General features: G+C 60.0%; 27 protein-coding genes. 13 read left to right on the top strand and 14 right to left on the bottom strand.

What is annotated here, in order from left to right; all coding sequences use genetic code 11:
* Positions 1-44: 44 nt before the first annotated feature.
* Positions 45-878 carry a hypothetical protein gene (locus ACQ3DC_RS15620; protein ID WP_430752655.1) on the bottom strand — a complete coding sequence of 278 codons (834 nt, stop codon included), beginning with the start codon at positions 876-878 and terminating at the stop codon, positions 45-47.
* 283 nt (positions 879-1,161) lie between these two features.
* Here ACQ3DC_RS15620 and ACQ3DC_RS15625 point away from each other — a divergent pair, with 283 nt between their 5' ends.
* The 4 genes from ACQ3DC_RS15625 (at position 1,162) to ACQ3DC_RS15640 (ending at position 5,389) form a co-directional block, all read left to right on the top strand.
* Entirely contained in the window at positions 1,162-3,018 is a 1,857-nt protein-coding gene (locus ACQ3DC_RS15625) for a glycoside hydrolase family 15 protein (protein ID WP_430752656.1), read from the top strand.
* A 531-nt stretch (positions 3,019-3,549) separates the two neighbouring features.
* Positions 3,550-3,933 (top strand): hypothetical protein, encoded by a 384-nt coding sequence (locus ACQ3DC_RS15630; protein ID WP_387551306.1) that lies wholly within the window; start codon positions 3,550-3,552, stop codon positions 3,931-3,933.
* A gap of 83 nt (positions 3,934-4,016) precedes the next feature.
* A complete protein-coding gene (locus ACQ3DC_RS15635) occupies positions 4,017-4,694 on the top strand; it encodes a hypothetical protein (protein WP_430752657.1) in 678 nt (225 codons plus the stop codon).
* 350 nt (positions 4,695-5,044) lie between these two features.
* Positions 5,045-5,389: a hypothetical protein gene (locus ACQ3DC_RS15640; protein ID WP_430752658.1), complete on the top strand. Its 345-nt coding sequence runs from the start codon at positions 5,045-5,047 to the stop codon at positions 5,387-5,389.
* Between the two features lie 145 nt (positions 5,390-5,534).
* Here the strand turns inward: ACQ3DC_RS15640 and ACQ3DC_RS15645 are convergent, their stop codons facing one another.
* The 3 genes from ACQ3DC_RS15645 to mobC are packed head-to-tail and all read right to left on the bottom strand — an operon-like array spanning position 5,535 to position 8,310.
* Positions 5,535-6,293, bottom strand: a complete 759-nt coding sequence (locus ACQ3DC_RS15645; protein WP_430752659.1) for a hypothetical protein — start codon at positions 6,291-6,293, stop codon at positions 5,535-5,537.
* A gap of 9 nt (positions 6,294-6,302) precedes the next feature.
* Positions 6,303-7,907, bottom strand: a complete 1,605-nt coding sequence (locus ACQ3DC_RS15650) for a relaxase/mobilization nuclease domain-containing protein (RefSeq protein ID WP_430752660.1) — start codon at positions 7,905-7,907, stop codon at positions 6,303-6,305.
* A 7-nt stretch (positions 7,908-7,914) separates the two neighbouring features.
* Positions 7,915-8,310, bottom strand: a complete 396-nt coding sequence (gene mobC / locus ACQ3DC_RS15655; RefSeq protein WP_066435253.1) for a plasmid mobilization relaxosome protein MobC — start codon at positions 8,308-8,310, stop codon at positions 7,915-7,917.
* A 248-nt stretch (positions 8,311-8,558) separates the two neighbouring features.
* Here mobC and ACQ3DC_RS15660 point away from each other — a divergent pair, with 248 nt between their 5' ends.
* On the top strand, positions 8,559-8,867 hold the full coding sequence (locus tag ACQ3DC_RS15660; RefSeq protein ID WP_430752661.1) for a hypothetical protein: 309 nt from the start codon (positions 8,559-8,561) through the stop codon (positions 8,865-8,867).
* A 524-nt stretch (positions 8,868-9,391) separates the two neighbouring features.
* Here the strand turns inward: ACQ3DC_RS15660 and ACQ3DC_RS15665 are convergent.
* From ACQ3DC_RS15665 to ACQ3DC_RS15690, 6 genes are all read right to left on the bottom strand, one after another.
* Complete coding sequence (locus ACQ3DC_RS15665; protein WP_430752662.1) at positions 9,392-9,679, bottom strand: helix-turn-helix domain-containing protein; 288 nt, start codon at positions 9,677-9,679, stop codon at positions 9,392-9,394.
* Positions 9,680-9,681: 2 nt separating this feature from the next.
* The gene (locus tag ACQ3DC_RS15670; protein WP_430752663.1) at positions 9,682-9,951 is read right to left on the bottom strand and encodes a ParB family protein; all 270 of its coding nucleotides are present in this window, start codon (positions 9,949-9,951) and stop codon (positions 9,682-9,684) included.
* 16 nt (positions 9,952-9,967) lie between these two features.
* A complete protein-coding gene (locus tag ACQ3DC_RS15675) occupies positions 9,968-10,420 on the bottom strand; it encodes an ABC transporter ATP-binding protein (protein WP_430752664.1) in 453 nt (150 codons plus the stop codon).
* Positions 10,421-10,714: 294 nt separating this feature from the next.
* Positions 10,715-11,620: a single-stranded DNA-binding protein gene (locus ACQ3DC_RS15680; protein WP_430752665.1), complete on the bottom strand. Its 906-nt coding sequence runs from the start codon at positions 11,618-11,620 to the stop codon at positions 10,715-10,717.
* 5 nt (positions 11,621-11,625) lie between these two features.
* A complete protein-coding gene (locus ACQ3DC_RS15685) occupies positions 11,626-11,892 on the bottom strand; it encodes a glutaredoxin family protein (RefSeq protein ID WP_430752666.1) in 267 nt (88 codons plus the stop codon).
* 397 nt (positions 11,893-12,289) lie between these two features.
* Positions 12,290-12,676: a hypothetical protein gene (locus tag ACQ3DC_RS15690; RefSeq protein ID WP_430752667.1), complete on the bottom strand. Its 387-nt coding sequence runs from the start codon at positions 12,674-12,676 to the stop codon at positions 12,290-12,292.
* Positions 12,677-12,904: 228 nt separating this feature from the next.
* Between ACQ3DC_RS15690 and ACQ3DC_RS15695 the strand changes: the two genes are divergently transcribed.
* The 5 genes from ACQ3DC_RS15695 (at position 12,905) to ACQ3DC_RS15715 (ending at position 18,329) form a co-directional block, all read left to right on the top strand.
* Complete coding sequence (locus tag ACQ3DC_RS15695; protein ID WP_430752668.1) at positions 12,905-13,132, top strand: DUF2188 domain-containing protein; 228 nt, start codon at positions 12,905-12,907, stop codon at positions 13,130-13,132.
* Between the two features lie 249 nt (positions 13,133-13,381).
* Positions 13,382-14,350, top strand: a complete 969-nt coding sequence (locus tag ACQ3DC_RS15700; protein ID WP_430752669.1) for a hypothetical protein — start codon at positions 13,382-13,384, stop codon at positions 14,348-14,350.
* Positions 14,351-14,719: 369 nt separating this feature from the next.
* Positions 14,720-15,166, top strand: coding sequence for a DUF2188 domain-containing protein (locus ACQ3DC_RS15705; RefSeq protein WP_430752670.1), 447 nt, complete (start codon positions 14,720-14,722; stop codon positions 15,164-15,166).
* A 273-nt stretch (positions 15,167-15,439) separates the two neighbouring features.
* Entirely contained in the window at positions 15,440-16,834 is a 1,395-nt protein-coding gene (locus ACQ3DC_RS15710) for a restriction endonuclease (RefSeq protein ID WP_430752671.1), read from the top strand.
* Between the two features lie 361 nt (positions 16,835-17,195).
* A complete protein-coding gene (locus ACQ3DC_RS15715) occupies positions 17,196-18,329 on the top strand; it encodes a hypothetical protein (RefSeq protein ID WP_430752672.1) in 1,134 nt (377 codons plus the stop codon).
* Between the two features lie 191 nt (positions 18,330-18,520).
* On the opposite strand, the gene ACQ3DC_RS15720 is transcribed toward ACQ3DC_RS15715, so the two are convergent.
* Positions 18,521-18,658 carry a hypothetical protein gene (locus tag ACQ3DC_RS15720; RefSeq protein ID WP_430752673.1) on the bottom strand — a complete coding sequence of 46 codons (138 nt, stop codon included), beginning with the start codon at positions 18,656-18,658 and terminating at the stop codon, positions 18,521-18,523.
* Positions 18,659-19,042: 384 nt separating this feature from the next.
* On the opposite strand from ACQ3DC_RS15720, the gene ACQ3DC_RS15725 reads away from it, so the two are divergent.
* Together ACQ3DC_RS15725 and ACQ3DC_RS15730 are read left to right on the top strand one after the other, a co-directional pair.
* Positions 19,043-19,321, top strand: a complete 279-nt coding sequence (locus tag ACQ3DC_RS15725; RefSeq protein WP_430752674.1) for a hypothetical protein — start codon at positions 19,043-19,045, stop codon at positions 19,319-19,321.
* A gap of 17 nt (positions 19,322-19,338) precedes the next feature.
* Entirely contained in the window at positions 19,339-20,670 is a 1,332-nt protein-coding gene (locus tag ACQ3DC_RS15730) for a DNA sulfur modification protein DndB (protein ID WP_430752675.1), read from the top strand.
* 111 nt (positions 20,671-20,781) lie between these two features.
* On the opposite strand, the gene ACQ3DC_RS15735 is transcribed toward ACQ3DC_RS15730, so the two are convergent.
* Positions 20,782-21,972 (bottom strand): HNH endonuclease, encoded by a 1,191-nt coding sequence (locus tag ACQ3DC_RS15735; RefSeq protein WP_430752676.1) that lies wholly within the window; start codon positions 21,970-21,972, stop codon positions 20,782-20,784.
* A 452-nt stretch (positions 21,973-22,424) separates the two neighbouring features.
* On the opposite strand from ACQ3DC_RS15735, the gene ACQ3DC_RS15740 reads away from it, so the two are divergent.
* The gene (locus tag ACQ3DC_RS15740; RefSeq protein WP_430752677.1) at positions 22,425-22,769 is read left to right on the top strand and encodes a hypothetical protein; all 345 of its coding nucleotides are present in this window, start codon (positions 22,425-22,427) and stop codon (positions 22,767-22,769) included.
* Between the two features lie 351 nt (positions 22,770-23,120).
* Here ACQ3DC_RS15740 and ACQ3DC_RS15745 read toward each other — a convergent pair whose 3' ends face one another.
* Together ACQ3DC_RS15745 and ACQ3DC_RS15750 are read right to left on the bottom strand one after the other, a co-directional pair.
* Complete coding sequence (locus tag ACQ3DC_RS15745) at positions 23,121-26,423, bottom strand: type ISP restriction/modification enzyme (protein ID WP_430752678.1); 3,303 nt, start codon at positions 26,421-26,423, stop codon at positions 23,121-23,123.
* A gap of 299 nt (positions 26,424-26,722) precedes the next feature.
* The gene (locus ACQ3DC_RS15750; RefSeq protein ID WP_430752679.1) at positions 26,723-26,908 is read right to left on the bottom strand and encodes a hypothetical protein; all 186 of its coding nucleotides are present in this window, start codon (positions 26,906-26,908) and stop codon (positions 26,723-26,725) included.
* Positions 26,909-26,961 lie beyond the last annotated feature (53 nt).

Raw genomic sequence — 26,961 nt, forward strand, 5'->3', positions numbered from 1 at the left:
TTTTTCAAAAGTCGGGCGTACGACGGAAGCGTCCGAGGGTGTTGTTAGCGCACGAGTCGTCTGAGGGCGTAGTTTGCATCGCGGCGGCGGTAGGTCTCGGTGGATCGCCCGTTGACCCGGATTGCGTTTCTGGCGGCGGCCGCCGCAGCGCGCTCTTCTTCCGTGACGTCGTGGTGGCGCATGTCAATATCGGCCGTCCAGCGCAGGAGGTCGTCGAGGGTGTCCCCCTCGAACACCACGCCCTCTGCCTCTACTTTGGTCCGCTCGGGGTTGATTACACGAAACGGCGCGGCGCTTTCCATTGGGTCAAGCAGGCGGTCCACATTGGCCTCGGGCTCGTCGTGCAGCGACGTGATGGAAATGTCCGGGTCTGCCACCCGCCCGCTGGCGCTGTAGCTGAGCACACACTCGGTCCGCCAAAGGAAAGCCCGGTGTTCGGGCCAGAAGAACTTGTGAGTCCTCTCCTCCCCCTCGGGGACGGCGAGGATGGTGATGCCACGACCATTAATTTCCTGCAGCACCCGCATCGGATCGGCCTCGACCAGGACTTCCTTATAATTCGGCACAAAGTCAGCGGGGCTGAGCGTGCCGTGGCGACGACCGACGTGGAACGCGTAGATCTCCGGATACGTGCCGGGGTACTGGGAAGGACCGGGCAGGTCCTCGTTCGGGACTGGCACGTCGGCCCATGAGTTCTTGAACAGATCCTCGAAAAACGCCGCGATGGCAGCTTGGCTCAACAATCCGGCCCCGACGTGACCCATGGGCTCCTGGATGACAATCCCAAAGCGCTGGTGTTTGTGCCACTCAGGCAGAATTTCGGTGACGGTGCTCGAGGCCCCGTCTGCTTCGACACTGAAGTGGTCGAGCTTAAGCATGGCAGTGTGCATCCTGCGATCAGCCTCCAACGGCAGAAATGAATACGGTGATGGGGATGTGTCCGGTCAGTTCTAGACGTGATCCGAACAGTGACCGGGAGCCGGGAGGGATCGTTGTACCCCGAGCCGGACTTACATCCTCAAGGTAAACTACTAAGCGCTCACTCACAAGTGTGAGTAGGAAATTTCGCGCCCAATGCACGAGGGATAGGCGGCTAAAGTGGTTCCAAGCGGACTGAATTTACATGGGGCGGTACTGGCCTATATGTGAAAGAGTGTCGCCATGGCTGCACTGATCGAAGATTATGCGTTGGTGTCGGATCTCCAAACGGGGCCCCTTATATCTCGGGGCGGCAGCGTGGACTGGCTCTGTTTCCCGCGCTTTGACGCACCGTCCGTCTTTAGCCGGATTGTAGGGTCCGATGAGCACGGCCGCTGGTTATTGGCTCCCAGCGAACCCGGCGCCGTCGTTGACGATCGGCATTACGTTGACTCCACTTTTGTCCTCCAAACCATCTGGAATACTGCCACCGGCAGCGTCTTGGTTACGGATTTCATGCCGCTAGGGGATCGCGGTTCGTCCCTTGTGCGCCGGGTTACTGGCTTGTCAGGCCGGGTTGAAATGCGCCAGGAACTTCGGATTCGGCCAGGATATGCAACGGTCCTGCCTTGGGTGAGTCGTGTCCGTGACAGCGGGCCGACTGCGACGCCTGTTCTGTTGGCCATGGCCGGCCCGGATGCACTCGCTCTGAGAGGACCTCATCTTCCGCAAGCCTATGCGCACGGGCATGAAGGAAAATTCCTCATTTCGCACGGTGAGACGGTGGATTTCGAACTAACGTGGTTCCCCTCGCACCGCCCCTTGCCAGCAGCAACTGACGTTGATGCCGCCTTAGAGGAAGCCACCGAGTATTGGAGCCGTTGGGGAAGCCACTGTCGGCAGGACGGTGCCTACGGAGGTGCGGTAAAGCGTTCGCTGCTGGTGCTGCGAGCCCTAACGCATCTTGAAACAGGCGGCATTGTCGCAGCACCCACGACGTCCCTTCCCGAGGATTTTGGTGGGACACGGAACTGGGACTACCGATACTGCTGGCTGCGCGATGCCGCGTTGACGCTGGAATCGATGCTGACCCACGGCTATGAAACCGAGGCGCTGCAGTGGCGGAACTGGCTCCTTCGGGCCCTGGCCGGCGATCCGGAGCAGATGCAGATCATGTACGGGGTAGGTGGAGAACGGGAACTCCCTGAACGCGAACTCGATCACCTCCCTGGTTATGAAGACTCCAGGCCTGTGCGCATTGGAAACGCGGCAGTGTCGCAGTTCCAGGCTGATGTTGTTGGCGAGGTGATGGTGGCCCTGGAAAGACTGCGCATGGCCGGCGGTAAAGAAGACCACTTCTCTTGGGCCCTCCAGCGGGCGCTATTGGGGTTCGTCGAAAAACACTTTGATGATAAGGACTTCGGCCTGTGGGAGATGCGCGGTGACGCACAGTACTTCACCCACTCCAGGGTGATGATGTGGGCCGCTTTCAACAGCGGGATACGGGCCGTACAGATCCATGGACTACACGGAGATGCCAGGAAATGGGAACATCTCCGTGACCGGCTGCGTGAAGAGATCATGCGCGAGGGATTCGACCGAAGCATCGACTCCTTCACTCAGACCTATGGTGGACGGCAAACGGACGCGGCGCTGCTGGTCATGCCCCAGGTGGGCTTTCTTCCTTACGGCGACAAGCACATGCTCGGTACAGTTGCCCGGCTGGAACAGGAACTCCTTACCGATGACGGCCTTTTGCTGCGCTACCGAACAGAGAGCGGCGTTGATGGCCTGGAGCCGGGTGAACATCCTTTCCTCGCGTGCTCATTCTGGCTCGTGGAACAGTACGCACGTACAGGTCGACATATGGAGGCAAAGACCTTGATGGACAAACTCGTGGGGCTCGCCAACGACCTCGGCCTGCTGAGCGAAGAATACGCAACCGACGAAAAGCGGATGGCCGGAAACTATCCGCAAGCATTCTCACACCTGACCTTGGTTAGGGCAGCAGACGCCATGCATGGGGTCGACCGTCTCAGTCTCGCTGTCGACTCCTTGCAATTCAGTGACACGACCCGGGAGGGCCCGGGGCCAGAGTAGGAACATGCTCAGGCGGTGACGACTATCACTCCAAGCGGTTCGCTGAGCACTGTAGCAGCGATCATCTGGTCGGGAAACATCGGCACCGACCTTCTGATCAAGATCCGACGCGGGTCGGGAAATCCGGAGGTCGTCGCACTGGTCGCGGCATCGCCTCTGAATCCGTCGGTCTGGCGCGCGCGGCTAGTGGATACCCCACGGCGAGTCGCAAAAGCCTACGCAGAGATGTCTTGCTCGATTATCCATCGGACCGGCTCAACCCTGACCTCGACAACCGACCCTGCCGTCGACAACCGATCCTGCATCGACAGGGTTGGTACACCCCAACCTGACGTCCGGCGACTAAGCGTTATGGCGTCAGAATAGAGTCGGGCAGAGCTTTCTTACATGCCCTTGGGGCATCGTCTAGACCCTAGCCAGACACAGAAGGCGGGACCTCCGGCGTTGAGTTAGTAGCTCTTTAGTGGCTTTTTAGTGGAACCTTGGGGTGGTTGCCGGTAGAATGGGAAGCACCGGAAGGAGTGAGGCATTGTGAGTATCTCGATTGACGCTGGTACCGCACACAGCGGCACGGCACGGCTGGGCATCCGCGAGATTGTCCGGCAGCTCAACAGTGCACTCGGTGCCACGCTGGTGGCTGCTTTGGCTGGCAGCAAGGACCCAAAGATCAGCTACCGCTGGGCTCGCACCGATGGGCCTGAGCCTCGGCCTGAGGCGCAGGCTCGGCTGCAGCTCGCACACCGCGCCTGGACTGTCGTCTCCAGCGTGGAGGGCGAACACGTGGCCCGGCTGTGGTTTGTCGGTGCCAATCCCTGGCTGGATGAAGTCTCCCCCATTGAGGCCATCAAGGACATGCGTGCCAAGGAGGTCATGGCGGCCGCCACGGCGATGACTGAAGACAGGTTCTCCGGTTGACGGGAGTCTGTTCCAGTACCGGCCTGGCCTATCTGGAAGGGCCCGTTACTGGATACCGGATTGCCAAGTCATCATATGGACCCATGAATCCGCTGGCGCGAAGCGCAGGAGCGGTCGATCGCTCCTCGTGGTCGCGCTTCGATACCCCGGGTTCGACCATGTACCTCGCTGGGGACCGCCGCACAGCGTACGCGGAGACGCTGGCCATGGCCCGTGTCGGGAAGGAATTCCGCGACGCGGTGGCCTTCGCGGCCAGACAGTTCAACATTCCTGTCGAAGCTGCCCGCAGGATGATCCAGGACGACTGGACCAGGAACGGAAATATGGTCCCCGGTTGGCTGCCGGCCAACTGGAGGGACGGACGCCTCATGTACACCCTGAGGGTCAACGAACCGATCCGATGGATCGACCTGACAGCGGCCGAGTCGATCGCCGCCCTGAACCGGCACCTCGGGCAGCAGCTCGACGACACATTCGGCATTGGCACTGTCACCCTGGCCACCTTGGCTGGAGAAAACCGTGCCGCGACAACAGCCATCGCCGAATGGCTGCGTGACCAGGTTCTTGACGATGCCAATTATGCTGCCGGTGTCCGGGCACATTCCAAATACGGTGGTGGTCACTGCTGGGCGTACTGGCTCCGCCGACAGGACGACCGGCTCGGACCTGACCCCGTCGAACTCGAAACGGAAACCGAGATCCACCGCGACGACACCGATCTCAATTATGTGCTCTCCCTGTATGGGCTGGAGTGCCGCTAGCCGCCCACGTCCTGGGATACTCAAGGGATCTGGGGCCCCTGAACCAAGGCGCAGGCCAAGCGAACTCATCCAGCACTCCCCCGCGCCTGATCAACTCGGGCGGAGCCGTCGCCGTCGGGCGGAACTGGTTCTTTCTACTCTCTTGTAGGACGGATAGGATCGCTCCCGGCCATGACTACGCGGGGGGCGCCTCAGAGATGCGTGGGAAGGACTGAAGAGGGGGAATCATGGGATATACGCATTACTTTCCGGGGCTGAGGGCCACAGTCGATGTACTCGCCGATGCCGGCAAGATCATCTCCGCGTCAGCCGTGACCATTTGCGGTCCAAGAGGCCAAGGCCTCCCTGTGATGAACGAAACCACGGGCATCCGGTTGAACGGCTTTGAAGCTGCCGGTGAAAGCTATGAGACGTTCCACCTCAGGGGCACCGATCCGTCCCGTTACCCGGATATGAGTGACTTCTGTAAGACGGAGAATAAGCCCTACGACCAAGTGGTCACGGCGATCTTGATTGCTGCTGCTGTCCGGACCTTTGCCTCCAGGACTGGCGTGGTGAAAAGCGATGGCCGCTGGGACAACTGGGCCGCCGGCGTGCATTTGTACGAGCGGGCGGTGCGGTTACTGACCGACCAGGAAAAGCTGGCTTTGGAGCTCGACCTGGAAGACATGCGCCCAGATGCATTCCAGGACTGACCGGCATGTAACAGCAAACTTGGTTGCCGACGTTGCGAGGCTTTCTGCGACACCCCGGTGCCTCCTCCGTAAAAGCCTCCGGTTCCCCCTTGATTAGGGCCTACCTACGCCTGGGCTTCTCGGCATAAACGGCCGCGCGCGACAGCTAACGTTCGAGTCCTCCGCGTTCCAGCGTCTTCCCCTTGCCCGCTAGCTTGGCCATCTTTGACGTCTTAGCAACAGAAGGTTTTTGGGCAACTGCGGCAGTCGCGGGCGTGCCCTGGTGTTTGTCCGCGAGGAGTCGGGAGTTGACCGCTTCACGGTCGCCCTTGCCCTCAAGGCTTTCCGCCAACTGCTGACGCCGCTCCGCGGAATCGTAACCCGGTTCCTCCTGTGTCTTCTGTGCTGCCTTGTCCTGCCTGTTGGCGCCGGCCACCGCAGACCCGGCAACCGCTTCATCAGTGCGTGCAGCTGCGGCTTTGGTCCGTTCGTTTTCGGCTTGGGTACGTGCTTGCTGTACCTGGGTGAGGGCTGCGGACACGGATGCTTCGTCGGCCCCTGTGTTGTTCACGTCGATGCCGTAGTGGGCCTTCACCTGCTCACGGAAGTGTTCTGCTGCTTGGGCGGCTTCGGGGTCGTAGGCCTTCCATGCGGTGGCGGTCTGGTGGGCTTGTTCGATCATGTCGGGTGTGGCTTTGTCCCACCAGTCATCCCTGGCGGTGGGCGCGAGCTGGGCGCGGGCGGCAGCGCGTTGGGCGTCGAAGCGTTCCTGCAGTTGCCGTGCGCGTTGTTCTTCTGCGGCGGCGATGTTGCGTTGTTCTTCTTCCCGCATTCGCGCCAGTTGTTCGCCGATGCGGGCGGCGACCATTAGCCCGGTACGCATTGCGCCGTCTACTGCTTCGTCCATTCCGTCTGCTTCGCTCATGCTTCTCCCCTATCGCTCGATGCCTGGTTTCGGATGGTTGTCCATTTGTGGTCCCTGCGGGCCCGTGGTTCCGGCCTGCTGCAGTGTTTTTTCTGCCCTGGTCAGTGTCGTCGGGAGGGGTGAGCCGCCGCGGTTCCGCTCGGCGATGAGCCGCGCGCGGAGGGCTTCGTCGCTGGCTCCAGGGTGCTGTTCCCGCAGTGCGTCCATGGTGATGGGCTGCGCCTTGATGGTCTGGGTTGTGGCGCTGGCTTCGACAGCTTTGCTGGCAGCGGTCACCGCTGCCGCTAGACCGCGGACACGTCGCAGGTCGTCGGTGGCTTTGTGCATGTCGTGGATGGCCCGGGCGGTCTGAGCGAGCTGCCGGAACATCAGCGCGTAGGCTGCCCGTTCGCTCTTGGATGTGGCCGCCAGCAGGATCATGGTCGCGCCCCGTACCGACGGCAGCGCTACCGCCGGCCGTTTCGGGTAGCGGCGGAGCTGGGCTGATTTGGACAGCTCACGCGCAGCATCCGCGAGTGGCCCGGGGGTGGCTTCGATGCGCTTTGACCATGCACCAAAAGCGGCTGCGGTTTCGCGGGCGGCCTGCGCCCAGGCGGCGTGGTCGTTGTGCGGGGTGTTGGCCAGTTTCTCGCGGAGAGCGCTGATGTCGGTGGCGTATTTGTTCCACAGTTCCGCGGATGGCTGCAGCGTCTCCCTGCCGGGTGCAACGGGTCGGCGGTTGCGTGCTGCGGCGTTCCATTCCGCGACTGCCGCGGTGGCAGTTTCGGGGGTGCTTTCCCAGTCGCTGCGGAGCTTCGGGAGGGCGAGATCGCGTCCCAGGGAGTTACCGCCGAACCAGACGGCCCGCTCCCCCTTCCGTGGCCGTTCGGCAACAGAGTATCCGGTCACGACGTCGGTTCGGCCGGCCGCGTAGCGGGGCCGAACGAGCAAGCCTTCTTGGCGGGCGCGGCGGACGAATTCTGCTTCGTCCGTTGATGCTGTCGCGCAGGTGCGGACCTTGCGGGCGAGGCTGTGACGTTGAACCTCGGGTAATCCCTGGCGGGTGGCTTTGGCTTGTTCTGCGGGGGTGTATCCGCGTTCGGCGCGGACGGCGTCGAGTTCGGTGAGACCGTACTTTTTCTCCAGTGCCCGGGCGACCTGTTGGGACTTGTACTTGCTCTTCCAGCTGTTCCATTTGGTGCCGTCGTCGCGGACCATGCTGGCCACGATGTGGATGTGGTCGTTGCCGTTCTTGCTCAGTCCGTGGCGGACGGCGACCCACCGGGCCGGGGCTTTTCCGCCGTCCTCGGTGAAGTCCATGTCCTTCATGAAGTCGTTGGCGATGGCGCCCCACTGCTCGTCAGTGAGTTGGCCTTCTTCAGCCGCGAGGCTCAGTGAGCAGTGGAAGACGTGGCCGCCGTCGACCTCGGTTTTGTAGAACTGCTTGGCACGGTCCAGGGCGTTGGCGATGTCCAGGGCAGCGTCGCGGTTCAGTTCGTTGTCGTCATGCCAGGCCATGAGCGCAGCGTCGCCGGCAACGAGGTGCGGTTCCTCGTGTTCGTTGGCACGTCCCGGCCCGGCGAGGTAGATCATCAGGCCCGCCATGCGGTCGCCCTGGGTGATGTTCGGAATCACGGCAGGATCACCGGCCGGCCATGTCAGCGAGCTGGCGGTCGATGCGGATGATGACGCTCCTGGCGTGCGCGATAGCGGGCGCCGCGTCAGGCGGTACTTCCCCTGTTGAGTTGGCGTGCCGGGCGATCTGGTTGATGTTGTTCGCCACGGATCCGATCAGGCGCTGCAGGTTCGACAGCTGCATGAACTGATCACGCCGCTCCGACGGACTTTCACTGTCCTCGTTCAACGCTGCCTCGATCAGGAGCCGTGGGATCGTGACGCGGTGCTTCTCCGCCAGGGCCAACAGCTGGGCCTCTTCTTCGGGGCTGACCTTGACCTCGTGACGGTGCATCCTGCCCCCGTCAACGTTCGCCCGGCGGCGGCGGGACTTCCACCCGGCGAAGCCGTTGCCTTCACTCACCTATTCCGCCCCTCCCCTACCTTGCCAGCGCAGCGACCCGGAAACCCCGGGACCAGACACCAGTCTGCTGTGACCGGAACGCAGTTTCCGGGAGCGACACGAACTTAGCCCGGCTAAGTTTCCAGCTTGCTCCGCCGAGAGCGGCTCACCCACTTTTCCGCACCTCAGACGCTTATCGGGTCGGGAATTGGACCGCGGCTGCGCGTCGCTCCACCAAAGACGGGCACCTGTGTGGTTACCGTGGGTGCATGCCAACCATCGATATTGAACAGACCCGAAACCAGGCCCGAGCCCTCCTGGACTCACGCATCGAGTCCGTCACGAACCTGGTCAAGACCAGGCAGCGCATCACCGAGCTCCGCGAACAGCTCGCCGACGCCGAACGCGACGACAAGCGCGCTTACGTTCGCGCCACCAGGGACGGGTGGAGCCCGGAGGAATTGAAGAAACTCGGGCTCGAATCCGGCGCCGCCACGCGCCGCCGCAAAGTGGCCACCACCCGGTCCGCGGCCGATGATTTCCCGTCTTCTGACGGCGAGGTTACCGGGGCTGAGTAGGCTTGCCCCTCGTCCACATGGGCACGGCAAAAAAGCTAAATCCTCCGGGCTTTTCCCGCACCCATGTGGACGACGGGACCCACCTGACCGGCTGCACACAAACGCCAGGACACCAGGGATGCGTATGTCACCGCCGGGTCCGGCGAATGTGCACAGCCTAGGCACGCTGGCATCACCAACGGCCCCCTTCCCCATGGTCCAAGACCGCCGTCGCCGGCCCACCCACTGTGGGGGTTGGGTTTCTTCCAGCAGGGACAACACGCATCCATTCAGCGACATTGGGTGGCAAGGAGCCGTGGTCGACCGGCGGCTTTCGAGGCGCCCGGGTGGCCTCCCGGCTCGGTCGTTGGCGGTGACAACGACAAGCTGCAGGGCGGCGCTCATCGCCCCCTAGTCCCCCCCGCTCGCGCGTGATCCAGGCAATGGCACCAACCGCTCATCGGGGGTATCACAAACACCCACCAGAACGACGAAGGCCGGCACCCGATGGGTGCCGGCCTTCACGCTTGTCAGGGCCGCGTCATTTAGCTCTCGCCCGGGGCGTCGCCGTCCGGGATCTGTCCAGATGCGATGCGCTCTGCCGTCTTCTCATAGGCGGCCTCAATGTAAGCCTCCAAGTCGTCTTGCCGCACCCGCCAGATGCCACGGCCGCCGAATTGCGCAGCCCTCAATTCACCGCTCTTAACCAGCGCATAGACCAGTGGCTTGCCCAGGTTCAAGACCTCCTGAACCTCATCCAGGGTCAGCATCCTGGGGAACGGCGAAGCCGCCGGCACGGCAGCCTTGTTCACTTCTTCGGTCGGCTTTCCCATCGCTAAGCGTCCTCATTCCGGTGCTGCATCTCATCCATCGTTCTCTGCCCGCGCCGCAGCTCGCCTGCCTTCACCGGCGGCCACGGCTTACCACCGTTGTACTTTCGCTGCAGCCTCTTCACCTCACGCATTGTCGCCCGGACAATGAAATCCGAGACGCTCGCATCACCCTCCTCGGTCTTACCGGCGGCGACGAAAGCGGCACGGACCTGACCCGCCTGCTCCTCCGTGTAATAGGGCGTGAACGCCGCAATCTTCTTCGGCTTCGCCATCAGCACGCCATAGTCGTCACTGCACGGCCCGCAGGAGCCGTGGCCATGGGTGCAGACTGTCCAGGTAACCCTTCCCCAGCGACATGGAACCGTCGTCGTTGAGGCGGACATCGGAGTGCTGGTGACTGCCGCCGGCATGCGCGATCGCAGCCAGCACAAGGTCAAGATTTTCCCTGTCCAGTCCCGCTACGAGGTCGCCCAGAACCACGGGCACATTCTCGGCCAGCGACGCGGCCAGGAGCAGGAAACGGCGCTCCCCACCGGAGAGTACGCCTACCTCTCCGGGAATCGATTCGAAGTCGATCCAGGGGCCTTCTGTGTAGCCCTCCGGCGTCGTGGTCTTGGCATGGACCCAGGGGTTGCCGGGAGCGGCGAAGCGGCCACCGAAAGCCCGCAGCAGCAGCTCCGTCGCGGCCTCGGTGGTGTAGGTGCCTCGTGCCCAGGCGCGAAGGTCGTCGGCGTGCGTCATTGTGTGTCCTTTACTCCGTCTCTGTCAGCGGGCAGCGCGGTCGAGGGCAGCCTTAGCCTGCGCGATGGCTTGCTTGGCTTCACTGGCCGCGCGGCCTTGTTCCGCAGTGGGCCCGGTCCCGGGCTGCCAATCGGAACGAAGCTCGTCTTCCGGATCTCCCAGGAGCGCGAAAGCACGGGCCCGAATGTCTTCAACGGTGGGCAAGTTCTCGGCCATTCTGGTCCCGTCATCTCAAAGGGTGGGTGTAAACCCTGTCGGGGCCAGCGTATCTGCTGACCCCGACAGTTGTACGGTTTAGAACGGGGGTTCGGAGTCGGGTCCGTTGCCCCAACCGCCGCCGGCGTTGCTGGTCGCCGGGATACCCCAAGGGTCATCCTGCGGGGCTGACTGCGAGCCCTGGGCGCTGTTTCCCTGGCCGCCGAAACCACCACCGGTTTGTCCACCCTCGGTGCTCCGCTGGCTGCGGTCGACCTTGACGTTCGCGTACCGGAGCGAGGGGCCGATCTCGTCCACTTCGAGTTCGATCACGGTGCGCTTCTCGCCTTCCTTGGTTTCGTAGGAGCGGGACTTCAGCCGGCCGGTGACGATGACGCGCATGCCCTTAGTCAGGGACTCCGCCACGTTCTCAGCCGCTTCCCGCCACACACTGGCACGGAGGAACAATGTCTCCCCGTCCTTCCACTCGCTGGACTGCCGGTCGAACGTCCTGGGCGTTGATGCGATGGTGAAGTTCGCTACGGCCGACCCACTCGGAGTGAAGCGCAGCTCCGGATCTGATGTCAGGTTTCCAATGACAGTAATCGTCGTTTCGCCGGCCATGATGGTTCCTTTTCCTCGTGTGCTGGTGATGTTCTCGGTGTGTGTTGCGGGTTCGTTCTGAGCTTCGGTCCCACCCGGTTCCTCGTGGGTGAGATCGTTGGGTTGGTACTGGTCCGCAGTGTGCGCGTCCCAGAACCCGCCCTCCCCAAGCGGGGCGCCGTTGATCGCCTCAAGGTACCGGTCATCCGCTCCCTCGTCTGGGACGGCATAGCCGTCGTACAGGTCCACGTTGAGTGGTTCCACAATGGCGGGTTCCACAACGTAGGGTTCCACAACGTCGGGGTAGATCCTGCCGCTGGGGTTAACCTGCCGGAACAGGTCCACCTCCAACGGGATCCGCGGGCTGAGTTTGTACCCGACGACCGGGCGCGGGGTGGTCACGGCCCTCACGCTGCCCTGTGACTCATGGCCGCCTGGACAAGCTTGTCGCGGCGCAGGCCGGCCCAGTGGTCCTCGTCGTCAGCGTTGTTCACGACAACGGGCGCCTGGGAATAGCCGAGTTCGGCGGTGATGTACTCCAGCGCTGCTGGCACCTCGGTGATGTCCACGGCCGTGTAGGTGATGCCCCTGGAGTCGAAGTAGTCCTTCGTCTTCTCACAGTTCGGGCACTCGGGCTTGGTGTAAACCGTGTAAGCGGTCGGTGTTGCAGTCATTTTCAGCACCTGGTTTCGTATCAAATGAGTTTCGTTCGTCTGACTGACTTGCTACTTCAATTCTAGCAATCATTCAACTGAATGAACAGTGCTTTTACCGCGTATTTTAGAGGTTTTTGGGAGCCTTTTTGATTCAAAAAATATGCAATTTCGTGCGGGCCTAAACCACGGAGACGAACGGTGGGTGGCGCCGCCGGCGACGGTGGTCATCCCCGCAGGTTCCCCAATGTCCAGCCCCCCTGTGCCTGAGAAATCCCCAGGAGTTGAGGTGATGAGCGTACCCGGCTGGAGTGGGAGTGCTGAATAGGTGTCGTCCCTACTGAAGGAAGAACGCCCACAGCGGATGGTGCGTCGGCAGCGCATGGTGTGGACCATGGGAAACGTTCCCGGCCTGTCTCTAAGAGTCCTGCGCCTTTCCTAATACCCAGCGGTTCCATCTGGTGGTGTCTCCGGGCGGCAGTCCGAGGGCGCGGATTGCCTTATTGCACCAGCGGTTGCAGAGGTAATAGTGGGCTGCGGCGAGAACAGGGAGGACGGCCAGGATAATCAGTGCCTGGTCCTTTGCGGCCTGGTACTCGTAGTATCCGGACTGGCCGTAGACCATCTCCCCCGTGACCAGGGGGCGCGTTACGTCCAGAAAGTAGTTGAGCACCTGGACGAACGGGAACATCAGCAGAAATATCGGGGCCAGCACGATGGCGAAGTATTTAAGCCATAGGATCCCGCAGCGTTTGTTCCAGGCCGCTAATTGCTGTTTCTGGTCAGTGTCTATCGACTGGCCCATACTCTCCCCCAATGAGTTCTCTTTTTGGCATAGCTTACGGGCGACGGCGCGGCAAACTTGAAAGGTAAGCATGCTTTCTATTAGGTTTGATGTCAGCTTCTCCGCCTGTCCCCCATCAGGCGGAGTGGTTGCCAGGGAGGCCCCGCTTTACGACTCGTGCTGCGGGGCTTTTCGCTATCCACATGTGGGCAGCAGATGCAGGATTCGGAACGGCAGAGGGAGTGGGCAGTGGCTCAGGGCGATATTGAGACGTACTACGAAGACGGTTCGTGGAAGAACAAGCGCGAAGGTAGCGACCGCGCGTTCGGTGCCGGCTACGACACCAAGGACGAAGCAGAAGCTGCAGGCCGGGAAGCTGCCCAGACGGACAAGGTCGAGCACGTGATCAAGAACCAGGACGGCCAGATCGGCTCGAAGAACAGTTACGGCAACGATCCGCGGAACGTCCCTGGCTGATCGCTAATCCACACCCTGGCGCTCCGGCGCGCGGGGAGACAAGAAGGGTCGGCTCAAATGAGCCGATCCTTCTGCGTTCTCCTCGGCAAAGGAAATGCATAGCTGTGTTGTCGGTGGTCGGCGGGCCCCGTGGTTGACAGGTGAACGTTGCTGTCCCTGGCAGCGCGGCATTATGTGGTGCGTTGATCGGCGGCCCGCCGCTGTAATGCGTAGCGTTTACTCAGGGCACCAGACCTCATATCTTTAGTTATGAACAGCCAGCCCCGCCAAGACAAAGCACCGACTTACCCGACCCTCTATCTAAGGTCGACTGCGCTCGTTGTCGGCCTGTTCTGGCTGATGATGCCGGCAGGGTTGGCCATGCTAATGCTCGGCATGTTGATGCTACTAAGCCGTTACAGGTCCCTGTACCTGCTTTTTTGGATCGAGAGCAATTTCAGCTACGTGTTCCTGCTTTGGATGGGCAGCTATTTCTTGGGTCTCGGCTATCTTTCGACTGTTCTGTTGGAACCCTTGAAAACAGCTAGGCGCTGGATACCCATGATTCCCTGGCGGGGCCATCGTCCGCGCCTCCTATTCGGAGGCTTTCTTCTAGTGACCTTTGGGCTGCAACTGTTCTTTAGCGGCTGGGACGAATATGCTCTCTACGACGAGGGTTGGGATCTGATATTGGCTTGGACGATCGAGCTTCTACTGATCCCATTAGTCACGGCTGTTATTCTTGCCCTCGCGACCGAACTGACCCTAGTTGGAGCAACCCCTGTTCTATTACAACTAAGGGGCTGGCGAAAGCTTCCCTTTGAAGATTGGGATCGCTCGATTCTCTGGCGTTTTGAACATGGATCACACAATTTCGGTCGTTGGCCGAAACCCGTTGGGCACAAAATGAGCATAGAGCAGGCCAAAGCTTATGCATGGCTCGCGGCCAGTATTGCTCGACAACGCGGGCTTCTGGGAGAAGGGATAGTTCTCGTTTGCGGCGGCGCCCTCGGAACGTCACTGGCTCTTTTGTTCAGTACAACGTCAATGGACGAGTGGTCCCTGCACCCTTGGGCATTTTACGTCGCTATGTTCTCGGTAGTGCTTGGATTTGCAGGTCAACGGTTGTCGATATTTGCTGCCGCAATGTGGGAAAGCAGAGCGGAGACCTACAAGGCATTTGCAGCCAACCGTGGTACACGTGCACGGTGGAAGTCCGCCCGCTCCAGAATGATCTAGTCCAAGTTTCAGATGCGGGAACTGCAAGTGCAGTAACAAGCGCCGGCTCAAAATGAGCCGGCCCTACTGCGTTCTCCTCGGCAAAGGAAATCTACGGATTCAGGCTAGCTGAATGTTGTCGGGTGGTGCCTGCAGCTGCCCAGTGGACGTCGTTGTTCCGGCAGCGCGGCACCTGGTGGTGCGTTGATCGGCGGTCCGCCGCTGGTGAGTGGCTGCTGTGGTTCGCCCTGGGCGGCGGACCGCCCGACTTCTGGAAGGTTCCTGGCCCTTGCGTGGTGGGTGGCCGGGGGTTTGCCGGGCGGTGTGGTTCCGCCCGGCAAGGGTGTTTATGCGGCCGCGTCGTCCTCGGCTGGCTTCAAGCCCTCGAGGATGATGTTCTCGACCTCGCTGGGGGTGTATCTTCTCCGGACTACCCCGGTCAATAATTCGGTCCTTTGGCCATTGCTGAAAGTCACGTCCTGGCGCTGGCATCCGGCGGCGTACAACGCCTGCTGTGCACTTCTCCATGGTGCTCGTCCGGGCGCACCCAACGAGGTTCCAGCTCGAGATCCAGGGAGCACCAAAACCCGCAGGCCGTCGCCTTGGAAGAAACCCACCTGGTGGTGGAACCCGCTGTCCTACGTCACCGACGAAGTCCGGGCCGCCCGCCTCGCTGACCACTCGTTCGGCGCCGGTTACGGCACGAAGTCTGAGGCTGTTGCCGAGGGCAGGGAGGCCGCCAGGCGTGACGGGGTCGAGCACGTCATCAAGAATGAGGACGGGAAGATCAGCGGCAAGAACAGTTACGGCAACGACCCCAGGAACGTTCCGGGCTGAGCATCACCTGTCCGGCTTAATCCGGTCTTTTGCGGGTGCCCTCCCCCCGGCACGGAGGCGGTGCATGATCGCCGGTTACAGGACGGTGAGGTAACCGGAGTCGGCGAGCCAGCGGTTGTGTGCAGCCGGTCAGGTGGGTCCCGTCGTCCATCATGTGTGCGGGAAAAGCCCGAAGGAGTTAGCTTTTGCCGTGCCCATGATGCTCCTATAGGCGTCAAATTGCAGCGGAAGTCTCAAGCTGTAAGTGACGTGGGGTGAAAGTATGCTCTCTCCATGACTAGCCCGTTCCGTTCGTCGCGGCATACGAAAGAAATTCTCGTCTATGACTGGCGGGATGCCGAAGAATTGGCCGCATGGTACATGCGTGGAACCCTCGAATTGGAAGCAGTCGCGCTGACCCGCAGCGGAGCCGATGGTGGGATTGACGTCCGCTCTGCCACGGCTGCCGCCCAAGTGAAACATTACGCCTCGCCGGTTGGTGCCCCTGAAATCCAAAAGGCAAAGGGCGCGAGCCACGGCTCAGAACATGCCTTGTTTTTCGCTCTCTCTGGCTTCACAAAACAAGCCATCGAATACGCCTCGACTGCGGGCGTTTCTCTCTTTAGCTACACGATCTATGGCGATGTCACACCGCGAAATGCCCCCGCCCGGATGCTGTTGGAATCAGCACCCCAGAACGCGGCAAGAATAGCCGAAGCTAAAGCAGCTCAGGCAGCTAAGGAGGCTCTGGAGAAAGCCGCCCAGGCAACTAAGGAGGCTCTGCAGAAAGCCGCATTTGCCACCCGGGTACGGCAGCAAATGCGCGAGCAACTCCGTGAAGAGGCAAGCACGCTGGCAGTCCGGTCACAACATGGTGAGGACATAGTGCTGGAATTATTGAAGGCCGCCGGCGAATTGGAAGCGCGCATCCAGCAGCAAGACGTGGTGGGTGACGCAACCTTCGAGTTCATTATGGTTGAGTGCTCGTCCTACTACAGAACGGAACGCCAGCCAAAGGAGGCACGATGGGAGACAGCCCAGAGACTTGTCCAGATTCTGGAGTGGGCACGCGAGGGCAGATGGCTTCCGTGGAAAGGGGTTAACGTCAGGTATTCCCCCGCCGTTATTGAACGCGCTGCCGAAGAATTCCTGGCTCTGCACAAAGAAGTCACCGGCCTTGAACGCCTACGTGAACTGCTCCCCCATGAATGGGCCGCGACACTTTGCGATTGGGAACTGCGGGAGGCGCAAATCAGCGCCCTGGTAGACGAAGCCGCCTTCACGGACGAAGAGGCTATTCCTGGTACAGCTGAGATGACAAGACGGGTAGTTGCCGGTCTGGGAACGATAGCCGACGATACCGTGACCCTCCATTCGCGCTGGCGCAATGAAGGCCGCGGCCCTCGTGACGCCGAGGCCTGTGATCTGGTTGCCCGGCTCAATCCCCTTGGTCTGACCGAAGATCGTTGCCTGAGACGGCTATACATCACTGGTTCTAGGTCAGAATTCCTGTCTGATTCGGATCAACGGTTTCCCCTCGGGAGCAAACCAGCTGACGTCGAGATGCTCCGCGAGACTGTCAACGATACTGGCCCCCGAAATGCCGTCCGAGGTGACCACGAAGTGTTCCCGGCGCCACTTCAACGGCTCAAGCAGGTCAGATACGAGATGGACCTCACGGAGCTCTAGCACCCCCACCGCCTGCGGGTCGTCCCTGCCGGGAAACTTGGGTCCCGTCTGAAGGAACCGGCAGGTGCCGGCTCTCATGTTTTCTGCCACAAGGTCCGCCGCAACAACTGAGCATGCAGCTGGCGAGCGATGATGGAGTACCAAACAGGGGCCCCCGAAGAAACTGACTTCTGCCGAGTACGTCCACCACTCTGAGGTGCATACCCCTCCGGAAGACAAGTTCCCGGCCGTCCTGATAGGTATCAGGGCTTCGATGATGCCCGTAACGGCAATTGTTTAGCCCTGATGGCCGAGCGTGAGTAGATGAAGGATTCGCGCACATCACGCCGCGTCCGCCGGCTCGTCAGATACTGTCGATTCCATGCCTTTGGATCTTCAAGTTGATGACATCGTCACCCGCCAGGACCTTAATGCTGCTTATGGCGGAGGAATTCAAGGCGGAATGCTTACTCCGGCTGGCGGCCGCTATATGTTCCTGTTTTCCGACCCGACCCCGGGTGCTCAGTATGGGTATACCTGGGATGGTTGGGAAAACGAGAACCTCGAGACGTTTTTCTACACCGGCGAAGGCTCCGCCGGGGACCAGGAATTTACCCGACGAAACCGGGTGCTGCGCGACGCCGCCGACGAAGGCCGGGAGGTGCACCTCTTCGTCGCTGACGGGTACCGAAATGACAGCCGGGAACGCACGCACCGCTACATGGGCCAGTTCGTCGTTGACCCTGACGCGCCCTGGCGCCGTGAAGACAGTCCGGACGCAAGCGGCGCAACACGATCTGCAATCGTATTCCGACTCAAACGACTTGAGACGTCACCTGCTCCCCGTACCCACACCGAAAGTTACACCCCGGAACTTGCCACCCGAACCGGAGTGGAGGCGGTCGAACCCGAGGCCTCCAATACCGGCGCGTTCACCAGGGCAGCCCAGGAGGAGTCCGTGGGCGTGCGCCGCGAGCGGTCCCTCGAAGATGCCTTCCACCGTCATTTGCAGATGACGGGCGGCCGACCTGGCAGGCTTCGCATCACCCTCGAGGGCCAAGCCAGTCCGCTGTTCACCGATACGTGGGACGCCGACAAGAGTGAACTGTACGAAGCCAAAGGCAGCGTGTCCCGCAACGATGTCCGCCTCGCCATCGGACAACTCCTTGACTACCGCCGACACATCAATCCACCACCGGCCCGATGCACGGTCCTACTCCCCTCTGACCCCGGTGAAGATCTCACCAACCTGATTCACAACTCCGGCATGGACTTGGTCTACCAGGAGGGCACCTCCTTCATCCGCAACTCACCGCCTTCACCGCAGAACGATGCATCCGCACATGAAGGGCGGGAGGAAAATGAAGCCCGGAAAGCAGCCCGCATCAGCTCCGCATCCTTCCCAGTACCGGGTATAGGCAACGGGCGCCCCATACCGGCCGGTGAGCGTCCACCCTCCGTTCGTCCTCCAACGATCCCGGCTCAGCAAGTTCGTAGCAGGCTGGAACGGGGTTAGCCGGCAGTTATTACCCGCTTAAGCACCAGCACCTGAGGTCTTCGAGGTGCTCCCGGCGGGACCACCGGCACCTGTCCGGTGCCAGTCGTCCCAAGACGTGCAGAGTTACAAGGACCGGTCTCTAAAGTTGCTCCCGGAGTTGCTGCACGACGACGTCCACTTCAGGTGCTCTTTGTGATGTTCGAATTCCCCTAATCGTCCTCGTCCTCCGACTCCGATGGCGAGAGCAATGCGTGGCCGGCGATCTCCTCGGCCTGATTCCGTGCTGTGATCAGCCGGCCTACGTTCTTGAAGTAGTTCTGCCCTGCCGGATACAGCCCAGAGATCACCGGCCTTTCTTCCCCCAACGTGTGCTAAAAATCCTCGGGCACATGTATCTGTCTGTACCTCCCTTTGGCTCATTTCAGCTTCCTGAGCCTAAGGGACCCTGCGAATTCACCCGTGGCATGATGTGCCATGATGTCTGTCGTGATGTCCTTTAGTACTTGCGCTGATGTGCTGTAGGTGCTTTACTAAGAACATCAGCACCGGCGGTTACGTCAGGGAGGGCAAGGCATATGCGTCAAGGCCACAAGGAGGCCCAAGACAAATTTCTTATCCTGGGCGAACGCCATGGATTCGGGACACGGCGTTCCTACTCAAGGCGGTTCCCGTCCGACGGGGTATGGCTGACACGGCCAGCACACGGGGAGCAGCTCGGTGGCCTGCCGGTGGTGGCGCTGGAAGTAGTGGTCAGCGAATCACCCAAGACCATTCTTGGATCGATAGCCGTCCTGGAACAGATCGCCCCGGCCCTAGGGGTGATCTTGCTTCAAGAGGATGAAATAGCCCGCCGACTAATCCGTGACGGACGCTCACGCCAGGACGTGACCGACTACATCCAACGCACGCAGGACCGCATCGATCTGCACCTTGCATCCAGTCGCCACCGCATAGAGCGGTGGTCCTTCCAGTACTTGCAGCACCTCTACAGCAACAGCATGGCCGCCTAGGCCGGGAAGAAGTTCTCATGAGTGACAAGCCCAACGACATCAGCAGCGCAGTCGTCGTCCGTGACGTCCGCGATTTCGTGGAGATGCCCGGCACCGGCCGGGTGTACCGCGCCCTGATTACCGTCGCCACCCTGGCGAAGCTGCTTCGCAAGTCGGTCGTCCGGTATTCCCCCAAGTACCAGCGCGGCTTCAAGAAAGTCGAAGACGATCCGAACGCCTACCACGTACTCCTGCCGATCACGGACAAGGCTCTGCAGATCAACCGCAAGCGCTCGGAAGAGATGGCCGTCAAATACCTGACGGGCGCCCTGTTCTCCGCCAGCCTGATCTGGAACGCACGCAAAGACCCGGCCGAACCCGCCCCGGAGTACGACCCGACCACGCATGACCTGAAGATTTTCACCGAGATCACCATCCCCGACACTGCCCACCGCCACCTTGCGCACTACATCTTGTGGGAGTGGTCCTCGGACCCTAAGCGTGTTCCCACCCAGGTCACAGTTAACGACAAGGCAGTACCGCAGGCTGAGATCCAGAAAATGCTGGAGAGCTTTGACCCGGAGAAGGCCACAATCTTCCTCGAAATCTACAACCTGGCTCCCCAGGAGGAGGGCTTCCTGTATGACCAGTTCAACTTCGACGCCCGGGCGCCGCAGAAAGCCGTTGGCAACGCCCTCAACCCGCTGAAGACCCCGGGCAGACGCTTCATTCTCGACGGACTGATGCGGATCTCGCCTATCTTCGACGAGACTGAAATCGAAATGCACTCCAACAACATCGGGACTGACAGCCGCAAGCTCTGGACGAACAACACCCTCGTAGGCGCTGCCGACCACTTCAAGAAACTCCTTGGCCAACTCGAGGACGAAAACGGCAAGACCGGCGCACACAAGGACTTGCAGAAGTTTTTTGCCAACTTCTTCGAGGAGTACGCAGCCCATTTTCCTGCCGTCCAAGCTGGCGCAAGCCGCGAGCTGAGGATGCAGACCCGCAACGATACGTTCGCGATCAGCAACATCCTCATCCATCCGCTTTTCCGCATCGCGAAGGACCTCTGGATGACTTACCGGTTCAATAAAACTGACTGGACCACGGCTACCGAATGGAAGGACGCCGTCGCCAGGCTCGGCAAAACAATCTCCGTCAAGGACGAATCAGGCAACGAAACCTTCAACGGGCCCGTCATGAGCCGCAAGAACCCCGAGTGGGTAGGCAAAATCCTGATCGAGCAGTACGGTCCCGAAGGCGTCACCGGAACGTCCGTGAGCAACACCAGCCAGACCCGCAACGCCGCCTACGGCTACCTCATCGAAATCATGGAGGTCAAGACCTTCATCACGACGAGTTAGACACACAGCACCTAACGATGGTCTACCCTCAGGAGGGCGCCGCACAGGCGCCCTCCTTCTGGCGTCCTAAGGCATCCAATACCCGGCAGACGGAATTATCACTGGAGGAGTCTAGAGATTCTCGCCTTGCCCCCTGTTCCACTCCTGCCAACTGTCAACGACCGCGGCATCATGCGGTGTGCTTTTCAGGTGTGTCAGATCAGGCTTCGAAATTCCCAACTCACTGAGATCAGGGCCGCTGATGCGGCTCGCCAGCTTCAAAGTCCCTGGTTCTATAGCCCACAGGAACCGGTCGAAAGCGAGGTGGTGGTTCGCGCACAACGGTAGGGCATTGCGTTCATCATCACTACCGCTTCGCTTCTTGGCCCTAAGGTGGGCGGCCTGCACGAGGCCATAGACGTCGAGCCCGCAGACGGCGCAAGCGCTGCCGTAACGCTGAAAAACCTTCATCGCAAATCGACCCTGGTTGGGCCGATTTTGTCTCAAACTGTATGTCCGTTTGGAGGCCTCGTCCGTCAGCGTGAACGGGCTCTCGTCCTCTCCCTCAGGCGGCGGAGGGGGAAGTTCATCTTCTGTAAAAGTAATGAGCAGGGCGCCCAGCTCGTCGTCGAAGCGTTCGACATACCCTCTGTAGACGATGCGTTTGGATAACGTTTTTCCTGGTGCAATCACGAACACCGGCAAGCCAGACCGATAGGCGGCTTTCGTCGCAGACACTTCAAATTTGTCGTGTCCTGGACGTTTCGTCTTCGGATAGTGGTAAATAGCGCCGTCTTCAGTCAGGTCATCAGCGTAACTTCCCCCTGTGTGGAGGAAAGACACCGCTATCCCGTCTGGAGCGATAGGAGACTTGGTCCGCTCCTGATTCACATAGATGCCTCGGGCTCCCGCGTAGATGCCTAAGTCGCGGATCAGTCCTGCGCTCACTTCACGCGGACCACCAGCAGCCAACAGAGCCTTCCACATCTCTTCTCGCCGTAGGTATTCATCACCGAAACCGGGTTGGTTCCGGCTGCGTGCTTCTCGTGCTTGTGCCCAGCCGGCAGGCGAAAGCGTCCATAGCCCATGCTCGTCGCCTTTCAGCAGCCCCGCGCGAACCATTTCGGCTCGCTCAAAACTGGCTCGATTCTCCCATTTCGTCTCCCACGGCCGAGTTTTGGGAGACACGCTGTCTTCAACTGACCAAGAAAACCCTGTGGCGAGGCGCTGCAATGCTTCGGACCTTCGCAGGCTGCCCGACGGCTCTTCGGACAAGACTGCAAGAATTCTTTCTCTATGGGTTTGCCGTTGCGTCAGCCCCATCTGTCGTAGTCCCCCATGGATGAAGCTTATCCATGGGGGACTACGGTCCTGACAACTTGACGCGTTTGGCGAGTTGGGTGCTGCCGGCGGTGCAACAGTGAGGCTAATCAGAGCACACCGCTATCGAACAGCGCCGCGACTTCAGCATCCGTCCAGTACATGTTCCAGCAGTACCGACCCGGCCAGGCGAGGACACCGACTGCGCCGTTCGCACCGTTGGGGATGCTCAACACTCGTCCCATCGATTGGCCCTGCAAGCGGTTTTAGTACTCGCCAATTCGCACCTGGAATGCCTGTCGGCAGTTCGACAGCGAAAAGGCAGTATATCGACAAGGCTAGGCGCATTCTTTTTGCTCCCCGTTTATAACGCTGTTCACTGTTATAACGCTGTTCATCCTGCAAAATTTGCACTTAGCGAGCTTGAATACACGCCATAGCGATATTGTTCGAGCATGACTGATGTAGAAGCTCTAGCGGACCAACTCGTCGAAGCGTGGGAGAAGTGGAAAGAGGTCGAAGGGCCGGAAGGGCAGGGGGATGACGAAGGAGAACTGTTGTCAACGTACATCGACACTAAATATCACGCTCAGGAGCCCAACCCGGGCGAAGAACCGATAGTTTTGAGTGACCTCATTCGATTGGTTTTTCTTCTTGACGACGCCTTGATGTATTCCTTCCAGGGCGGGGGGCACGAGATTGTTTTGGACGCGTACAAGGCAGCAATGCGCCAACTGTCCCGCCAATTGAAGGAACACAAGGCAGTGAACGCGCCACCGCCTGAACCTGGGTTGTTCTAAACAAACAGATTGCAACTTCTGGCACGTAGCAGCGAAGTCGACACCTGTCGTCGCAGGTGCCGGCCTTCGCTGCTTCCCAAAAGATCGGGGTGATTAGTCTGATGGGGCCACTCCTTCTTGAGGCCGTCGTCGCTGGTTTCTTTCACCTTTTGTCCAACCTCCGGCGAGGTAGATTTTTCCTCGACATCTTCCAGGAAGGAAGCTTGTGCCCCTGACGCTGGTGGAACCCCTGGTGGTCGAAGTTTCAGCTGACACTGCGTGGACAGGGACCGCCTTCCGTCATGTAATCCGGTACCTGCGACCCTGGGCTGAGTTCCCCCGCTACTTCACCATTCCCAAGAGTCATCGTCACTAAAACAAGTGGCCCTCAGTCATTGCGGATTCCAAGCTGATGCTTGGCGCCCTGTCGCTGCGGGTCGCAGCCCACTTCACGCCCAGTTCTCCCAAGTCGCTGCGCGTGAAGTGGTCTGAGGCAATGATCTGGCTGAGAAGTTCTTCCTGCCGGGGTTCCAAACTCACAAGGTGTGCCAATACGGTTAGGAGCTCGGCCAATTCGGTAGACCAGTCTGCGTCCCAATAGGTGGCAGTTATGCCGTCGAGGGGGGACGTTTTCTTGCCGACTGGTGACTTCTTTCGATACGAGAACCAGGCATTCACGGTCTTCTTGCCCCCTGTGTTGTATTCCATTACCTGGGGCGGGACGGGGCCCCACGAGCCGCCGCCGAAACTTAATGTTTGGGTCGCAGGGTTGTAGGAGTATTCATCGTCGAGCTGCTTCACGGCTGACAGGTATCTGACTTGGTGTGCGCTGCCGGACAGGACATTTATCGCTCGCCCTGCAGCGAAGGCTTGTCCATAAGTGTGGAGCCAGAGCACTTCCTGGCCCAGTTCGACGCTCTGGCGCCAAAGCTCGGGGTCCCTGGTCAGGGGTACGCGCACCCCGGGGGTTTGAAGTTCTTCCGCGAAAGTCGCGGTGTAAGCACTATGGGAGACGGTGCATGCGACGTAGGCCATGAGTTCTTCGATCGATACCTGCGTCCCAAGCTCGGAGGAAAGGGCCTCCAGAAGACCCTTGGTGGCATTGGGGCTCCCATCCGGGTGATACATGGCCGCGATGCGGCCTCCTTCGCTACCCCTGAAATAGTGCTCGCTGGGTATCAGGCCCGAGAAGCTGACTCCTGGCCCAGACCTCAATGAACTGGAATGCAATTCGGAGAGAAACACTTGACCGGAGATACGCGCCCGCCACAAGTCTGGCCGAGGTGTGTCCATTAGGCGATGATCAGCTATTACGTATTGTCGGTCGAATGACCTGTGCCCCACTCTGACGACTGTAGGTTCAAGTCGGATTTCGTCAGCAAACCTTTTTGTAGTTTGCTGCTCGACATCGCTTCCGGACAGAGGAACTTTGCTCCTGTCTAGGGAAGAGTCTCTGGATTTTTTGAACAGTTCCTCTTTCCGCGTACGGTCATCACACGAAACGAGTTCGAGCCAACGGGAATTCAGGGTTTCGATGTTAGGCGCTACAACCCAGTTCCGGTTCGGTTTAATGCCTGGTGAGAGCCAACGGAAGAGGTCATGGATGGCTGGGTATGCGTCCCAGTCTCCTGAAGCAGCGGCAGTGAAAGGTGCTGTCCAGTCGGTTCGCACTGGCCGCCACCCTGCTCCGTCTATGGCGGTGTCGCGCAATTGCTGGAACTTTTGGCTCTGGCGTCCATGGAGGGATGTGTAGTGGAGACTGGCCGGAACCTCTGAATTGTTGTCAGGCTTTCGGACGAAGATGGAAATGGCCAGGGGATGCTGGACGCCAGGAAATATGCGAGTGTTCACTTCAGGCCGCAGACCTTCAGGCGAGCAGTCAATAACCCAACCCTCTGAGCAGTTCCGTCTGATGTACTCCCGCATTCCCTTGAATGCGGGTCCGGACATGAAGCTGGAGGGCGTGATGAAACAGATGATGCCGGCATCGCCGTAAAGAGCCCCCGGAGGTGGAGTCGACTCGAAGACCTTCCAGAATGCCCAGCGCCAGAAGTACACGTAGAGATTCTTGAGGTGATATTCGAGAGCACCGTTTCCCTCCTTGCGGAAGTCGGCCAGGATGCCTTCACCTTCGCTGCCAAAGGGGCCGTTCTCAATCCAGCCGCCTTTGCCTTCGGCGTTGTTTTTGTAGGGCGGGTTGCCGATGCACACGGTGACATTGGTTGTTGATTTGATGTGGTTGGCTCGTTGGCGTTGTTGCGCGATGAGCTGAGTCATGTATGACATCTGCCCGACTGCAACGTGGGGATCTTCCAGGGTATCGGCTACAAAGAGGTTCAGACCGTTGCCTGGAACTTTGGCGTCGTGGGCGCGAATGAGGTCGGACAGGCGAAGCTCAGCCACTGAGTAGGGCCCGGTCTGGAGTTCGAACCCGTAGAGCCGCCGAGCGATTGAATTGATGGCTTCGGTTGCTGCACCCGGACCTATTTCAAGTGCGGCTTGTGAAGCTGCACGTTCCATGATGTGCACGGGGAACGTTCCTGTTCCCATTGCGGGGTCGATCACTCGGACGTCGGGGTCCCGCAGGCGGAGCGACTTGCCCAACCTGTCGGCCAATACTTCCTCGGTCAAGCGAGTCATTTCCTCAACCACTGGAGCAGGCGTGTAGTAGCTGCCCGATTGCTTTCTCAGCTCGTTGTCGTAGACGGCCAGGAAATGCTCGTAGAGATGAAGGTACATGTCGCTGAGCCCGGAATGTATGTGCTTCCAGTTCACCGCGTTTATGGTGCGAATCATCAGATCGAGGGTGATCCGGAATTTCTTGGATACAGAATCCGTCAGGAGCTGGAGGGCTTTGGCCATCAGTCCGTGGGACTCCCCGAGGTCATTTGCGCTGTCATGAAGACCTTTTTCATCGAGGTCGATTCCCTCGGACTTGGCCAGCAGCAGGGCGAATGTCACTGTTTGGGCGTAACCATCGGCGAACTCGGCATCGGTTGCTCCTGGAAAAAGGAGATGCTTCCATTCCTTGGCCATGCCCAGAAAGACTTGCTCCGATAGCTTTCCCCCGGGACTACTGAGGGCGCGCCTCTCAGCGGCAAGGGTGTCCAAAACTTCTCCACGCAGTAGCCGGGTGAGGGGGGCGATTGTTGTGACGAGCTTCTTTACCGATGATATTTCTGTGGGTTTCCAACGGAGAAAGTCTGTCAGGAGTCCTTCAAACCGCTCGCCCGGTGAAAGCTTCGCCCCGGCAGTTGTGAGTGTTCCTCCTATCAGGTGGACGGGTTCACCTAGGGGTTCCCCCGCCCGCCAAAGGCGCCATTCAATGCCATTTGTATAGAGCAGGTTTGGCAGGTCTTTCAGCCGGTTCCATTGCGTGAGGTTATGTCCTCTGAAAGCGGCGGGTTCAAGGTTCTCACCTGGCGCCTTGACTTCCACGTAACCGGTCACGGCACCGTTAACTTGAACGGCGTAGTCAGGGCGCACGTTGCGTTCGAGATCAGCGGCTTCGTCAAAGGCAACGACCGACAAGCCCAACTCCGTGCCGATTGACGTTATTAGTACATCCAGAGGCTTTCTTATGGAAGCTTCAGCTTGGCCCACATTGCCTTGCAGCTTGTTCTTGCAGTCGGCGCCGAACGCAGACACGTATTCCTGAAGCCAATTATTCGCCACTTAGAACCCCACTTGTCGTACTTGTTGCGATCACTCTACGGGTACAAAGGGAACCAGCCACGCCCCTCATGACCCGGCGACATCTGTGATGCAGTGCCTCAGTGCGCGGGCACTGAAGGAACCATCAGCCGTATGAAGTCCAACGGTGAAACCGCCCCCTGGTGGTCTACAACCAAGTTCGGCGCTGGGCTTCTTCCTCCGCGCCGGCGACTTACCTATTGCCGAGGTCGACACGAACGAGGGTTGAGTCGTTTCTTCGCCCGTGTTGCTCTGGAGTGGCCGAAGTGTTCCATCCGGGCTCAGGCGGGTGGCCAGGCGCTGCGGACAGCGTCGATCAGTTTGCTGACGGACTTAGTCAGCTTCCTTGCGTCGCGACTGGCCTCCCTTCCGGCGTTCCGGACGGTGTCTTTCTCAGAGAGCTTGTAAAGGCGGCGAAAGAAGTCGGCGCGGTTGGAGGTCTGCTGGGTGGGGTAAATGCGAGCCATTGGAGAGCCCTTCTCTAGCTTGATTGAACGAACAAACCTCGGGCTGTTTGCGC

Source organism: Paenarthrobacter sp. NEAU-H11 (assembly GCF_050573415.1).
Classification (GTDB): Bacteria; Actinomycetota; Actinomycetes; order Actinomycetales; family Micrococcaceae; genus Arthrobacter.